This is a genomic window from Gordonia sp. 34D (assembly GCF_056682775.1).
Map to the genome: position 1 here is coordinate 2,607,739 of NZ_CM155293.1, position 13,889 is coordinate 2,621,627.

The following is a 13,889-nucleotide window of genomic DNA, read 5'->3' on the forward strand; positions in this document are numbered from 1 at the left end:
CATGCGTGCCACTCGACTCAGCGTGCTCGTCGCGGCCGTCGCCGTGACTATCCCGATCGTTGCGACCGGTTGCTCAACGGCCCCGGCAAACGACGCGGGCAGCACCCGCGACTGCATCACCGACTTCGACGCGTCGAAGGACTATTTTCCGGATAAGTCGACCATCGACGAAGCCACCGGCCTGAAGATCGAGTACCACAACTCGTATCAGGTAGTAACCGTGGCGCATCCATCACAAGGTGCACCGGCCGCATCGTATGTGCTGGTCCGCTGTGGTGCGCCCGCCCCGAAGCTCGACGGTGCACTGGCCGACGCCCCGCAAGTCCAAGTCCCGGTGCGGACCCTGTATTCCGGGTCGACGACCCACCTGCCGTCGATCGCCGCACTCGGTGCCGCCGATACCGTGACGGGCGTTGCGACCACCGGATACGTCTCGACTCCCGAAATCGTTGAGCGAATCAAGGCGGATAAGGTCCGCGAATTCGCCGATGCTGGCGTGGTGAACGCCGAAAAGGTGATTGCCGGACGACCGGACGTGCTGGTGACCGACGGCAACGACTCCCCCGCCTTCGGGAAAATCACCGGCGCGGGAATCCCAGTCATCGCCGACGCCGACTGGTTGGAAGAGAATCCGCTGGGCCGTGCCGAGTGGATCAAGTTCTTCGCCGCTCTGACGGGCACCGAAAAGGAAGCCGCCAACGTCTTCAACGACGTTAAGAACAGCTATCGGGCCGTGGCGGCGAACCTTGCGAATGCCCCGAAAACCAATGTGCTGCTCGGCGGAATCTCGAACGGTACGTGGATGATGGCGTCGGGCGATAGCTACTTTGGCAAGTTGGTCGCCGACGCTGGCGGTACCTACCCGTGGATCAACGACCCCGCGCAGGGGAGCCTGCAACTGTCGGTGGAAGCCGTCATTGCCAAGGGCCGCCTAGCCGACAAGTGGCTGCTCAGCGACCCGACTATCGCCTCACTCGCCGACTTGTACAAGCAAGACCCGCGCTATCGGGCCTTCGCTAAACCCGCTGAGCAGGCCTGGAACAGCACCAAGGCAACGAACGCTGGCGGCGGCAACGACTACTGGGAGAAGGGCGTGCTGCGTCCCGACCTGGTGCTCGCCGACCTCGCCGCCATCTTGCATCCCGACCTGTACCCGAACCACAAATTCGAGTTCTACCTGCACCTGCCAGCGCAGTAAGTCCACGGCATGACGAAGAGTCCAGTCGCGTCGACATCGCGCCGCGACCGCAACGCCCTGGTGTGGGGCGGGCTGCTGGTGGGGTGTGTTGTTTCCGTGCTCCTGGCGGCCGCGTTCGGCTCGGTGCCAATTCCGGCGGGCGACACGGTGAAAGTCCTGACCGGCGGGCATCTGCCCGACGATGGTCTCGACTTCATCCTCCGCAATGTCCGACTCCCGCGCATCACTACGGCGGCTCTCGTTGGCGCGGCACTCGGGGTCGCTGGCCTGCAAATGCAGACGCTATTTCGCAACCCCCTCGCTGATCCCTACATTCTCGGCGCCAACTCCGGAGCCAGTCTCGGCGTCGCCCTGGTAGCCCTGACGGCAGGAACGGCCGGGGCGGCGAGCTTTGCTGGCGGCCTGGCCGGATGGGGTCGAGCGGGCAGCGTCGCGGCCGCCGCTATCGGTGCCGCCGTAGTTCTCGGGCTGGTCTTGCTGTTTTCGGTTTGGGTCCACAGTGCGGTGACCCTGCTGCTGATCGGCGTGATGATCGGATCGGTCACCGGTTCGCTGGTGGCGGTGCTGATCGTCTACGCCGACCCTAACTCCGTCAAGGAGTACATGATGTGGGGCCTTGGCACGTTCTCGGCGACGTCGTGGGACGACCTCAAGATCGCCGCGCCGGTCGTGTTGTTCGGGATCTTGGTGTCGTTGGCTTCGGTCCGCTCACTGAATGCGCTGCTCCTCGGCGAGGAGTATGCCCGGTCGATGGGCATCGACCTGCGGATTACGCGGGCCACCACGCTGCTGTCCGCGGCCATTCTGACCGGCGTCGTCACCGCGTACTGCGGACCCGTCGGCTTCCTCGGACTGGTAATCCCGCACATTGCGCGTGGACTGTTTGGGACGGCGAATCATCGAATCCTCCTGCCGGCCTGCGTCGTGGTCGGAGCACTATTGGCCGTGTGGTGCGGTGTGATTGCCGAGTTGCCCGGCCAAGACAACGCCCTCCCGCTCAACGCGGTGACAGCCTTGATCGGCGCGCCGATCGTCATCACCGTGCTGCTGCGCGGGCGCGGCCAAGGCGGTGCCGTGTGACGCCCGCAGGCTTGACCCTCGACTCCCTCACGATCGGCTATCGACACCGTCGCACGCGGACGACGGTTGCCGCCGATCTCAACGCCGTCGCGCACCGCGGCGCGCTGACCACGCTGATTGGCCCGAACGGTGCAGGCAAGTCGACGCTGTTGCGCACCATTTGCGGACTTCAGAAACCGTTTTCGGGAGCGGTACTGCTGGCCGACGGCACCGATACCACCCGAATGCGGCCAGCCCGGATTGCCCGGCGGATCGCAACAGTGGGCACCCAGGTGATCGACCCTGGCCGCCTCACCGCCCGCGAAGTGGCCGAACTCGGTCGCACGCCGTATGTCGGGGTCACCGGGCGACTCTCGGAGCACGACCGCGCCCGCGCCGACTGGGCCCTGTCAGCGGTGCGCGCACAGTCGTTGGCCGATAGGGCGTTTCATGATCTCTCCGACGGTGAGGGGCAGCGAGTCCTCGCGGCTCGGGCGCTTGCCCAAGATCCCGAACTATTGGTGCTCGACGAACCGACGTCGCACTTGGATGCGCCGTCGCGCGTGGAGTTCCTCGATCTGGTGACGACGCTGGCGCGCGATCACGACATCACCGTCCTGGTGTCGTCGCACGAATTGGAATTGGCAATGCGGCTGTCGGATTCGCTCTGGCTCCTGGCCCCCGACGGGACCCTGCATTCGGGCACCCCGAGCGAGGTGGCCGAGTCGGGTGCAGTGGCTACGGCATTCGACCGCGGCCGTCTCCGCTTCGACGCCGCGCGGTTCGTGTTCGACGTGGAGCCACGACCCCCTGCCGAGTAGACGGTAGCCCGTAGTCGGTCGACCTGCGGCTAGGCGAGTGCGCGTCGACCAGACACCACTCGGGCCACGCCGCCGACGGCCAGCACGATGAGTCCGCCGACGCCGACGAGCAGCGACAATTGGGTGAGGTCATCGGAAATCCCGCCGACCACCACCTCGATAGTGTTGCGGGCCGACGGGTCCGTGTCGGCGAGGCGATCACTGACGACGCTCTTCGTCGCGACCGCGAGCAAGGCACCGATCACTCCGGCCAGCACGCCTCCCACACCAAGCCACGCCAAGACCGTGCTGCGTCGGACAGCCAGCAGAAGAGCCAGGAGCGCTGCGACGATGGCACCAATCACCGACACCCACGCCGCCACCGTCACCAGCTTCCCGCTGTCTTCCATCGACCCCGCAGTGATTTGGCGCTGATCAATCGTCACCAAAATCGGACGGTCGAACGAGACCGGGACGGGAATGGACGCCTGTTTGATCGCGTCGTTGATCATCGGCGTGATATCGAGTTCCATCAGATGCAGGTCAGCGTCCGGGGCCGGCTGGGTAAAGAGCCAGTCGTGTTGCTGACGTGCCACTTCCGCGAAGTCCCGGACAAAGGCATCGGTCCGCGAGTACGACTGCGCCAGCGGGAGCGCGACGTTGCTGGCGAGCTTTGACCCACTTGCCTGCTCGATCGAATCCGCGACCTTCTGGGAGAAGTAGTCCTGCACCTCGCTGGTCTTCGCAGCCTCCGACGCGGACGCCACAAAGCCGTCGGTCGATACCACTCGCTGGGTCAGCCACACGCTCGGAACTGCGACAATCATGCAGACCATCGCCACCACGGTGAACAGACCGGAAACTACGCTTCGCACCGTGTCGAGGCTACCTGTTGCCGACTGATGTCCGTCATTCGCCGACGAGGTCGCGGGCGCGACCAACAATCAACGGATCCGGTTCACCGACGAGCGCGACGTCTTTGCCGTCGTAGTCGTGCAAGCTCAGCACATACCGCATCGCATTGATACGAGCGCGCTTCTTGTCGTTGCTCTTCACCACGATCCACGGCGCAAAATCGGTATCTGTGCTGGTGAACATCCGTTGCTTGGCATCGGTGTACGCCTCCCAGCGATCGAGGGACGCCAGATCCATCGGCGAAAGTTTCCACTGTCGCACCGGATCTATCTGCCGGATCGCGAATCTGGTCCGCTGTTCCAGCGGCGTCACCGAGAACCAGAACTTGACCACATGGATACCGTCGTCGACCAGCATTTTCTCGAACGCGGGCGCCTGCCGCATGAACTCTGTGTACTGCGCATCGGTGCAGAAGTTCATGACCCGTTCGACGCCCGCCCGGTTGTACCAGGAGCGATCGAAGAAGACCATCTCCCCGGCCGCGGGCAGATGCTGGACGTAACGCTGGAAATACCACTCGGTGGCCTCGCGTTCGGTCGGCTTCTCCAGCGCCACCGTGCGCGCACCGCGGGGGTTGAGGTGTTCGTTGAACCGTTTAATGGTTCCACCCTTGCCCGCCGCGTCGCGGCCCTCAAAAACCAGCAGATGCCGCTGCCCGGTCTGCTTGGTCCACTTCTGCAACTTCAGCAGTTCGATTTGCAGGCGACGCTTGGTGACCTCGTACTCGCGCCGACTCATCCGCTCGTTGTACGGGTAGTCCTCGCGCCAGGTGTCGACCACATTCCGCTCGGGAAGAGTCAGCAGGATGGGATCGTCATCATCGTCGTCGACGACGGTAAAACTCGTCGTGTCGCGCAGATCGACGATTCGCTGTAGTGCCTCACGACCGGAGACCAAACTCAGGTCCGGGCCGACGGGAAGTGCAGGGGGCTCATTGGCGAAAGGGTCCACTCTGTCACCCTAGTGCCACGATCGCCGCCCTGCACGTCACCCAAACATGCTCAACGCAGGTAGATTTCGCCCCACCGGAAGCAACCGCGCCCGGTCCGGGTGTCGTAGGTTGCGGCCATTGAGCCGAGGCAGGCCACCCCATCGCTGGTCGCGAACGCCCCACCGGCAGCGCCGGTCACCGCGATGGCCGTGCCACCATGGCGTCCCTGAGCGACCGAGCTGGAATGCGAACCGAAGGTGTACGCGTAGCCGTGGCCGCCGTAGATGCCACTCGCCAAGGCCGAGGAATCAGCACCGTTGTTCTCGGCGGTGGCGGTACCGCCCGTGGTCGCCACCGCGAGGGCCGCACCGCTGTTGGTGGTGTCCTTCGCCGACGCCCTGCTCCCCGGACCGGCATTCGCGATGCAGTTGCTTTCCCCGCGGTTGTGCTCAACTCGCTGATTGTTGTTGGCCGTACAGGTGGTCTTGGCACTGGCGGCACCACCACCACCGAGCAACGACGTCAGGCTCATTGCTGCCGCCGCAGCAACCAGTACAAAAAATGTCCGAAAAAACAGCGTCCCGATCCGCATGGAATCCCTCTCACAAAAAATGAATGCAAACTGCGCGACCCCACCGTCGCACCGCGCACGCGCCACGCTACCCCCACCGCAGACCGGCTCACGCACCTCCGGTGCGATCGTGATCGGACCGCATCATTCCCGCGCCATAAACATCCCGAAAGTCCGTTTCGGGCATAGTTTTTCACCAAGTCCGCGACGCAGGGGAACGGTCTCCGGCCCAAAATAAGTCAGCCCCGACGCAAGTGGCGTCGGGGCTGGCTGGACGGGTATTTCAGGAGCGGCGTTTGACCTCGTCGGTCAGGCCCTTCTTAGCGGTGTCGACCGCCATCTTCTGCGCGCGCTTCACGATCAGACCCGGGAGCTTGATCTTCAGGTCGATAGTGAGGTCGAACTTCACGTGCGTCGTCCCGTCGGCCTTTTCGCTGAGCGTGTACACGCCCTGCTGCAGGCTCAACTGGTCAGACTGGACCAGTTCCCACGCACACGTGTTGTCGGTCCACGAGTAGTCGAGTGACTGATGATCGGTCATGCCTACGGCACTCACCGAAAGGTCCACGCGCAGCGGGCGGCCTTCGTCGTCGGTGGTGACGATCTTCGCCGACTTGTGCGGTCCCGACCAGTCAGGAAGGGACTCGACGTCGAGAAGAACTTCCATCACGAGCGCCGGGGGTGCTTTTACGTCAAATTCAGTTGATGCAGAGACAGCCATGTCGGCAAACCTACCTCAGCGCTGTGCGGCGATCCCGACTGCTTGGCAAAAGTGATTCAAATCCTGTGCTGGCGTATCTCGTCATCGGTGTCGAGGCTGTCTGGTCCGCCGCGCCTCGCGAGGTCTTGCAGGTCAATAACTATCCGGTCGAGTGCGTCAATACCGCGCCTGGCCCGGCACAAAATTACGGCACCTTCAATACCGACCAGGATCGCATCGGCCAGTTCATCAGCGCGGCGATCGTCGTAGTCCTCTTCGCGGAAACGCGCCGACAGGAGGTGGCCCCACTGAAGGAAGATCTCTTCAGCGGCATCCGTCGCTTCCGGATCCGTGCCGCGGGCCTGCGCCCCCGCAGCCACCGGGCACCCGAGGGCAAAGTCGCTGTCCAGCAAACGCGCTCGCCATATTCCGGCGATCGCCGGAATCGCCGACTGGACGGGCAGTCGGCGCGCACGGTTGAGATCGGCCCCCAAAACTTCACCCCCGTGGCGGACGGCCTCAGCCATCAGTTGGGCCCGACCTCCCGGAAAGTGGTAGTACACCGACCCGCGAGCCGCGCCCGCCGCCTGCAGCACCGCACCGATCGACGTCCCCGCCACCCCATTCCGGGAGATCAAATCCGTCGCGCACCGCACCATAGCGGCCCGCGGCGACGTCGTATCGACCATCACGCCGACAGGAACCGCTCCCGGAGACCGGCCTGAGCTGCCTGATCGATCCCGAGACCGTCGGAGAAGTATCCGGCAATCCCGCCGTGCGTCGCTTCGACTTCGTCAAATGCGGCCTGTAGGTACTCGGCGCGCACGCCCAAAATGTCGCGGAGTTTGTCGGTGTCGCCGCCAGCCGCCGCGAACTTGTCGAACACCGGAGCCAGTGCGGGGAGCAATCGGTCGTTGGTGAGGAGGTAGTCGGTGAAGATGTCTTCGCGCGACACTCCCATCAGTGAAAAGAACGACGCCGCAGCCCAGCCCGTCCGATCCTTACCGGTGGTGCAATGGAACAGTGCTGGCGCGCGGTCCTTGCCGAGGAGCCCGCTGTAGAAACGCCGGTAGCTTTCTCGCGCACTGTCGACGGTCACCATGTCCCGATAGGTGCCGCTCATCTTCGCTGCAGCGCCGCCGCCCTCGAGGAACTTGTTGATCTCACCGATAGCTTCCGGATTGGTCAGCACCGTCACAAGGTTGGCAGGTACTGCCATCGACGTACCAGCGAGCACGTCCAAGTGCAGTTCGGCGACGTCGTCCCACTTCGGATCCGGCATCGCCTCTGTCTCGGCCGTCGAGCGAAGGTCGTAGACGGTGCGCAAACCAAGCTCGGCCTGAACCTTCGCCGCCTCTGCCTCGTTGCCAGCGAGCGACCGGAAGTCGGTGGAGCGGAACAACATTCCGTATCGCACCGGGCGGTCATCAGCACCACGCCAACCACCGAGGTCGCGCAAGTTGGGGAGTGCGGCAATCGCGCTGGGCGCACCGGGAGCGGGAACAACCTGATCTGTCATAGGCCTCATTATGCTCAACCGCTCGTTACGATGGTTGAGTGAGCATCCCTGCCGAGTCATCCGTGAAGCCACTGTCCGACGCTCTCATCGCCGATGTGAACCAGTTGATTGATGACGACCGCGAGCGGCTCGTCGAACTCTTTAAGGGAATCCATCGCAACCCCGAGCTCGCGTTTATGGAAACGCAGACCGCGCGGATCGTCGAACTTAACCTGCAGAACCTCGGATTCGACATCACGACCGGCATCGGTACCACGGGTGTGGCCGCCATTTACCGCAACGGCGACGGTCCCACCGTGATGTACCGCGCCGATATGGATGCGTTGCCCGTTGAAGAAGAGACCGACGTTGAATACGCGAGCAAGAAGCGGGTCACCCTCGACGACGGTACCGAAGTCCCGGTGGCGCACGTCTGTGGGCACGATGCCCACGTCACCTGGATGCTCGGGATGGCGAAAGCGCTGATCGCCCTGAAGGACCAATGGTCGGGGACGCTGATCCTGATCGGCCAACCCGCCGAAGAACCCATCACCGGCGCCAAGGCGATGGTCGACGACGGCCTGTACAACTACATTCCCAAGCCGGACGTTCTCATCGGCATGCATACTGCGCCAGCACCGGTCGGGGTCGTCGTCTCTTCGCCCGGTCCGCGTCTGGCTGGCACCGATCAACTCGACGTCTTGTTCCACGGCGTCGGAGGCCACGGTTCCATGCCGCAGAAGGCGAAGGACCCCGTTCTGATGGCGGCGCTGGCGGTCGTGGAGTATCAGACGATTGTGTCGCGGATGATTGACCCGCAGAAGACCGCCGTACTGACTGTCGGTGCCATCGATGCCGGTACCGGAAATAATGTCATTCCGTCGTCGGCGCTGGTCAAGGCCAATCTCCGCTGGTACGACACCGAGGTCCGCGAAATCATGCTCGACGCCGTCAAATCGGTGTCCGAGGGAATCGCCCGCACCTACGGCATGGGCGAGGACCAACTGCCGGAGATCATCATGAAGGGCGGTTCCAGCCCTCTCGTCAACGATCCGGAGCTGTCGGCTCAGATCGCGACGTCGTTGGGCGCAGTTCTCGGCGACACCCTCGTCGTCACCGAGAGCCCGCGGGCTACTGGCTCCGAGGATGTCCAGCTGTTGAAGGGCCCGTACCCGGACATGCCGTTCACCTACCTGATGGTCGGCATTGCCGATCCCGACGTCTTCGCCGCTGCCGTCGCCCGCGGCGAGGAGTTCCCCTACGCGCCGCACAACCCGAACTACCTCGTCGACCTGTCGGCGATCCCCCACGGCAGCAAGATCGCCACCTATGCAATGTTGGGGTTGCTGAACCGCGACTGACCCCTCGCCCCGCAAGTACCCCCGCGTCGCTGTTCTCGCATGATGCGTTGATTCCCGCACTACGTCTGACGTAGTGCGGGAATCAACGCATCATGCGAGAACGGGAGCCGGAGGTACGACGGGCAGAATAGGATGCGCGGGCAACGCCGAAGGCCGGCCACCCAATGGGTGACCGGCCTTCGGTGAGTTCTGCGAAACTGCGCAGGGCGATGATCAGAAGATCAGAAGCCCATGCCGCCCATCTCGTCGGCGCCCGGCATTGCCGGAGCAGCCGGAGCAGGCTTGTCAGCAACAACAGCCTCGGTGGTGAGGAACAGAGCCGCGATCGATGCTGCATTCTGCAGTGCCGAGCGGGTGACCTTCACCGGGTCGTTGATGCCGGCAGCCAGCAGGTCCTCGTAGGAGTTGGTCGAGGCGTTGAGGCCCGTTCCCAGCGGCGAGTTGCGGACCTTGTCGGCGACAACGCCGGGCTCGAGGCCAGCGTTGACAGCGATCTGCTTGGCCGGAGCTTCGAGGGCGACGCGAACGATGTTCGCACCGGTGGCCTCGTCACCTTCCAGGGCCAGTCCGTCGATGGCCGACTCCGACTGGAGCAGAGCCACGCCACCACCGGCGACGATGCCCTCTTCGACGGCAGCCTTCGCGTTGCGGACAGCGTCCTCAATGCGGTGCTTGCGCTCCTTGAGCTCCACCTCGGTGGCAGCGCCGGCCTTGATGACTGCAACGCCACCGGCCAGCTTCGCCAGGCGCTCCTGCAGCTTCTCGCGGTCGTAGTCGCTGTCGCTGTTCTCGATCTCGCCGCGGATCTGCGCCACGCGACCGCCGATAGCGTCGGCATCGCCGGCACCGTCGACGATGGTGGTCTCGTCCTTGGTGACGACAACCTTGCGGGCGGTGCCCAGCAGTTCGAGACCAGCGGTCTCCAGCGAGAGGCCAACCTCTTCGCTGATGACCTCGCCACCGGACAGGATGGCGATGTCGGCCAGCATGGCCTTGCGTCGGTCACCGAAGCCCGGAGCCTTGACGGCGACAGACTTGAAGGTGCCCTTGAGCTTGTTGACGATAAGGGTCGAGAGAGCTTCGCCTTCGACGTCCTCAGCGATGATCACGAGGGGCTTGCCCGACGCGATGACCTTCTCCAGCAGCGGCAGGAGGTCCTTGATGGTGCTGATCTTGCCCGAGACGAGCAGGATGTACGGATCCTCGAGGACGGCTTCCTGGCGATCGGCGTCGGTCACGAAGTAGCCCGAGATGTAGCCCTTGTCGAAGCGCATGCCCTCGGTGAGTTCGAGCTGCAGGCCGAAGGTGTTCGACTCTTCGACGGTGATGACACCCTCGTTGCCGACCTTGTCCATGGCCTCGGCGATCAGGTCGCCGATGGTCTGGTCGCCTGCCGAGATACCGGCGGTAGCAGCGATCTGCTCCTTGGTCTCGACCTCCTTGGCCGATGCCAGCAGCGATTCGGTGACGGCCGCAACGGCCTTCTCGATGCCGCGCTTCAGGCCCAGCGGGTTTGCGCCGGCTGCGACATTGCGCAGGCCTTCGCGAACCAGCGCCTGCGCCAGAACGGTAGCGGTGGTGGTGCCGTCGCCCGCGATGTCGTCAGTCTTCTTGGCGACTTCCTTGACCAGCTCGGCGCCGATCTTCTCGTACGGGTCCTCCAGCTCGATCTCCTTGGCGATGGAAACACCATCGTTGGTGATCGTGGGGGCGCCCCACTTCTTCTCCAGGACAACGTTGCGGCCCTTGGGTCCGAGCGTGACCTTGACGGTGTCGGCGAGGCTGTTCAGGCCGCGCTCGAGGCCGCGACGTGCCTCTTCGTCGAAAGCAATCTGCTTTGCCATTGGTAAGTGATCCTCCGGTAGGGGGTGACACTAAGTCTTCGGGCCGGACTCGGATGCCCGCGACGGACGACCGGGGTGTCTTTTGAACCGATCTCATCGATCCGACCTGGCACTCACATGCCGAGAGTGCCAAGTACCATTTTTAGCACTCACACCCCGAGAGTGCAAGGAAGGAGTTTGCCGCTCCCAACCCCTCCAACGACGAACAACGGGCAGGTCACAGCGCCCCTACCGAGGAATACTGCAACCTGCCCGTCCCTAGAAATTTCCTAAGACTTTGCTCCGCCAGGCTGCGAGGACGCGGTTGCGTCGTCCCGCAGCTCACGGCGAAGAATCTTGCCGGTCACCGTCTTGGGCAGTTCGTCCATCACTTCAACTGAACGCGGGTACTTGTAGGCCGCCATCTGCGCTTTGCAGAATTCGACGAGTTCTGCCTCGTCGACGCTCTGCCCCGGATGCAGCGAGACGAAGGCCTTCACCGTCTCGCCGCGATACTCGTCCGGCAGTCCGACGACGGCGGCTTCGCGAACGGCGCTGTGCGAGTAGAGAACGTCCTCGACCTCCCGCGGCCAGATCTTGTAGCCCGATGCGTTGATCATGTCTTTCTTACGATCGACGACGTAATACCAGCCGTCAGCGTCCATGAAGCCGACGTCGCCTGTATGCAACTCACCATTGGGGATCGACGACGCTGTGGCCTCCGGCTTGTTCCAATACCCGGGAACCACCTGAGGACCGGAGGTCGCGAACTCACCGATCTCGCCGATCGGGACGTCAGCCCCGTCCGACCCCACGACACGCACGATCGTATTGAACACCGGCAGTCCAACGGACAATGCACCGGAAACCGGATCGACCGGTGCTCGAACGCCGAAGGGCACTGCGTGCGACGGTGAATTTGTCTCGGTGAGTCCGTAAATGTTGTGGACATAGGCACCGTAGATCTGTTCGAGCCGATCGCCCACCGCGGGCGCGATCGGTGCGCCACCCGAATAGAGGATCCGGAGCGACGAGAGATCGCCGGGCGAAACGCCCGGTGCCGCAGCCAACGCGTTCAGCGCGGTAATCGCCCCAATCGTGAAGACGGGACGGTACTCCTTCACCGCGTCGAGCATCACCGACGGCTCGAAACGATGCGCCAGAACCAGCGGCGACTTCATCAACATGGCGAACATGATGTGCCCGACCAGCCCACTGATGTGGAACAAAGGAGCAATACCCAGGACCGGTTCGCCAGGCTTCAACCCGGTCCATTCGCGGTACACCTGAGCGTTGAACACGAAATTGCCGTGGGTGTTCATCGCACCCTTCGGGTCGCCGGTGGTTCCCGAGGTGTACGCCAGAACGGCGACATCATCCGGGGTGAGCTGCGGGTCCGGAAGGCTGTTGCCGCCGCCCGCAGCGATCAGTTCGCCGAGATCGAGGGTGCCATCGGTGCGAACCGCGTGATAGTCGGCGAAGAGACGGGCGTCGTTGCGGTCCTGCATGTCCAGCGGAGAACAGGTGACGACGGTGTGGACTGATGTGACGCCAGATTCGACGACCTCTCGCCCAATCTGCGCGTACAGATCATCGAGCGCCAGCAATGCCGTAGCTCCGGAATCACGCAGCAAGTACGACAATTCCCGTTGCTTGTTCATCGGGTTGATCGCCACTGCCGTCCCACCCAATCGCCATGCGGCAATCATGCCGATGACAAATGCCGGGTTGTTCTGCACGTAGAGCGCAAGCCGGTCGCCGCGGCTAAACCCATTCGCCGCCAACGCGGATGCGAGCGCCCGTGAGGCCCGATCGACGTCGGCAAAGGTCTGCGACGTTCCGAAGTACGCGAGCATTGCCGCATCGGGCGCGGTGGCCACTGCGGCATCAAAGACCTCGAGCGCCGAGGAATACTCGGGCTCCAAATCGGTGGGGGCCGAGTCCGGGTACCGCGCTAGCCAGGGCCGGTCCGCGTAAGTCACTTGATCACCACCGGGTTGACGGGCGAACCGCTCGCGCTGTGGATCTTCAACGGTGCCGCGACATAGAAGAAGTCGTAGCGGCCATCGCTCGCGCAGTCCTCCGCCAGCTTCTCCAGGTCGCAAATCTCGGTGAAGGCGATTCCAAGGTTGCGCATCAGGGCGTTGTGCAGCACCAGCGCCGCCCCGCTGTTGGGGTCGTGCGTGACCTCGTTGGCGATGGTGTCAGTCACCAGATTCGGGATTTCCATGTCGGCGAACCACTGCACCAATTCCGGGGAGTACACCAAGCCGGGCTCACCGAAGTCCGCGTAGAACCCGTCCGCATCCTGGAAGAACAGTTCGAGGTGGTTGGTGCGGATCAGGAGGATGTCGCGAGGCCGCAGTTCCACGCCCTGCGCGGCTGCGCACGCTTGGAGATCCTCGTGGCTGAATGCTTCCTTCGGGCCCAGTGCGTCCACTCCGCGCCAACGAGCAAGGTCGAGCAAGACTGCACGGCCAGCCACTCCCCGGTTAGCGATCGGTTCGACGCTGGCCTTTTGCAGTCCACCAATCGTGGTGCGCGCGTCGTAGCCATTCCAGATCTTGCCGTCGAACCAAACGTGCCCCAGGGCGTCGTACTGCGTCGACCCCTGCAGGAAGGCTTCGAGCTTGTCATCGGCGTAGTGCAGACCACCCGGGAATTGCGGTCCGTCGCCGCCCTCATCCCAATCAGACTCGTCGTAGACCATTTCCTTTGTCGCCGGCGTGCGTCCGGGCCACACGGGGTCGCCCTTTGGATCTCCAATCAGCCGCTGCAGGGTGAAGAGGTCACCACGCTTGATGAGCGACACTCCACGCAGGACCTGCTCGGCGGTGAGGTAGTTAAGGCTGCCGACCTCATCGTCTGGCCCCCACTTGCCCCAGTTGGACGGGGAGTTTTCAAGGATTTCGGTCAAGTCTGGAACGGAAGTCATCGCAGAACCTTTCGTCGGCGGAGCCCCCAGCCACTTGGGTGGCTTGAGCTCACGGGAGGAATCGAGATTCACCGCCAGACGACCGAGCGACCGTTCGT

The 13,889-nt window shown here is 63.6% G+C and carries 13 protein-coding genes; 4 read left to right on the top strand and 9 right to left on the bottom strand.

What is annotated here, in order from left to right; genetic code table 11:
• Window position 1 precedes the first annotated feature (1 nt).
• Genes AC1L34_RS12120 through AC1L34_RS12130 form a run of 3 tightly spaced genes read left to right on the top strand, consistent with a single transcriptional unit; the run spans window position 2 to window position 3,078 of the window.
• The gene (locus AC1L34_RS12120) at window positions 2-1,198 is read left to right on the top strand and encodes an ABC transporter substrate-binding protein (protein ID WP_424322231.1); all 1,197 of its coding nucleotides are present in this window, start codon (window positions 2-4) and stop codon (window positions 1,196-1,198) included.
• Window positions 1,199-1,207: 9 nt separating this feature from the next.
• A complete protein-coding gene (locus tag AC1L34_RS12125; RefSeq protein WP_424322232.1) occupies window positions 1,208-2,278 on the top strand; it encodes a FecCD family ABC transporter permease in 1,071 nt (356 codons plus the stop codon).
• Complete coding sequence (locus tag AC1L34_RS12130) at window positions 2,275-3,078, top strand: ABC transporter ATP-binding protein (protein WP_424293521.1); 804 nt, start codon at window positions 2,275-2,277, stop codon at window positions 3,076-3,078. The genes AC1L34_RS12125 and AC1L34_RS12130 overlap by 4 nt, the downstream gene beginning before the upstream one ends.
• Before the next feature lie 29 nt (window positions 3,079-3,107).
• Here AC1L34_RS12130 and AC1L34_RS12135 read toward each other — a convergent pair whose 3' ends face one another.
• The 6 genes from AC1L34_RS12135 to AC1L34_RS12160 form a co-directional block, all read right to left on the bottom strand.
• Window positions 3,108-3,932: a hypothetical protein gene (locus AC1L34_RS12135; RefSeq protein WP_424293522.1), complete on the bottom strand. Its 825-nt coding sequence runs from the start codon at window positions 3,930-3,932 to the stop codon at window positions 3,108-3,110.
• A 34-nt stretch (window positions 3,933-3,966) separates the two neighbouring features.
• Window positions 3,967-4,923, bottom strand: a complete 957-nt coding sequence (gene ppk2 / locus AC1L34_RS12140) for a polyphosphate kinase 2 (RefSeq protein WP_424293523.1) — start codon at window positions 4,921-4,923, stop codon at window positions 3,967-3,969.
• 50 nt (window positions 4,924-4,973) lie between these two features.
• Window positions 4,974-5,495 carry a DUF6764 family protein gene (locus tag AC1L34_RS12145; RefSeq protein WP_424293524.1) on the bottom strand — a complete coding sequence of 174 codons (522 nt, stop codon included), beginning with the start codon at window positions 5,493-5,495 and terminating at the stop codon, window positions 4,974-4,976.
• Between the two features lie 262 nt (window positions 5,496-5,757).
• Entirely contained in the window at window positions 5,758-6,195 is a 438-nt protein-coding gene (locus AC1L34_RS12150; protein WP_424293525.1) for an SRPBCC family protein, read from the bottom strand.
• A 56-nt stretch (window positions 6,196-6,251) separates the two neighbouring features.
• A complete protein-coding gene (locus AC1L34_RS12155; protein WP_424325876.1) occupies window positions 6,252-6,863 on the bottom strand; it encodes a TetR/AcrR family transcriptional regulator in 612 nt (203 codons plus the stop codon).
• Window positions 6,863-7,693: a tyrosine-protein phosphatase gene (locus tag AC1L34_RS12160; protein WP_424325254.1), complete on the bottom strand. Its 831-nt coding sequence runs from the start codon at window positions 7,691-7,693 to the stop codon at window positions 6,863-6,865. The genes AC1L34_RS12155 and AC1L34_RS12160 overlap by 1 nt, the downstream gene beginning before the upstream one ends.
• A gap of 38 nt (window positions 7,694-7,731) precedes the next feature.
• Here AC1L34_RS12160 and AC1L34_RS12165 point away from each other — a divergent pair, with 38 nt between their 5' ends.
• Window positions 7,732-9,033: an amidohydrolase gene (locus AC1L34_RS12165; protein ID WP_424293528.1), complete on the top strand. Its 1,302-nt coding sequence runs from the start codon at window positions 7,732-7,734 to the stop codon at window positions 9,031-9,033.
• A gap of 221 nt (window positions 9,034-9,254) precedes the next feature.
• Here AC1L34_RS12165 and groL read toward each other — a convergent pair whose 3' ends face one another.
• From groL to AC1L34_RS12180, 3 genes are all read right to left on the bottom strand, one after another.
• On the bottom strand, window positions 9,255-10,877 hold the full coding sequence (gene groL / locus AC1L34_RS12170; protein ID WP_424324102.1) for a chaperonin GroEL: 1,623 nt from the start codon (window positions 10,875-10,877) through the stop codon (window positions 9,255-9,257).
• Window positions 10,878-11,146: 269 nt separating this feature from the next.
• Window positions 11,147-12,838, bottom strand: coding sequence for an AMP-binding protein (locus AC1L34_RS12175; protein ID WP_480034807.1), 1,692 nt, complete (start codon window positions 12,836-12,838; stop codon window positions 11,147-11,149).
• Window positions 12,835-13,791, bottom strand: coding sequence for a cyclase family protein (locus tag AC1L34_RS12180; RefSeq protein ID WP_424297568.1), 957 nt, complete (start codon window positions 13,789-13,791; stop codon window positions 12,835-12,837). Before AC1L34_RS12180 ends, AC1L34_RS12175 begins: the two co-directional genes overlap by 4 nt.
• Between the last annotated feature and the right edge of the window lie 98 nt (window positions 13,792-13,889).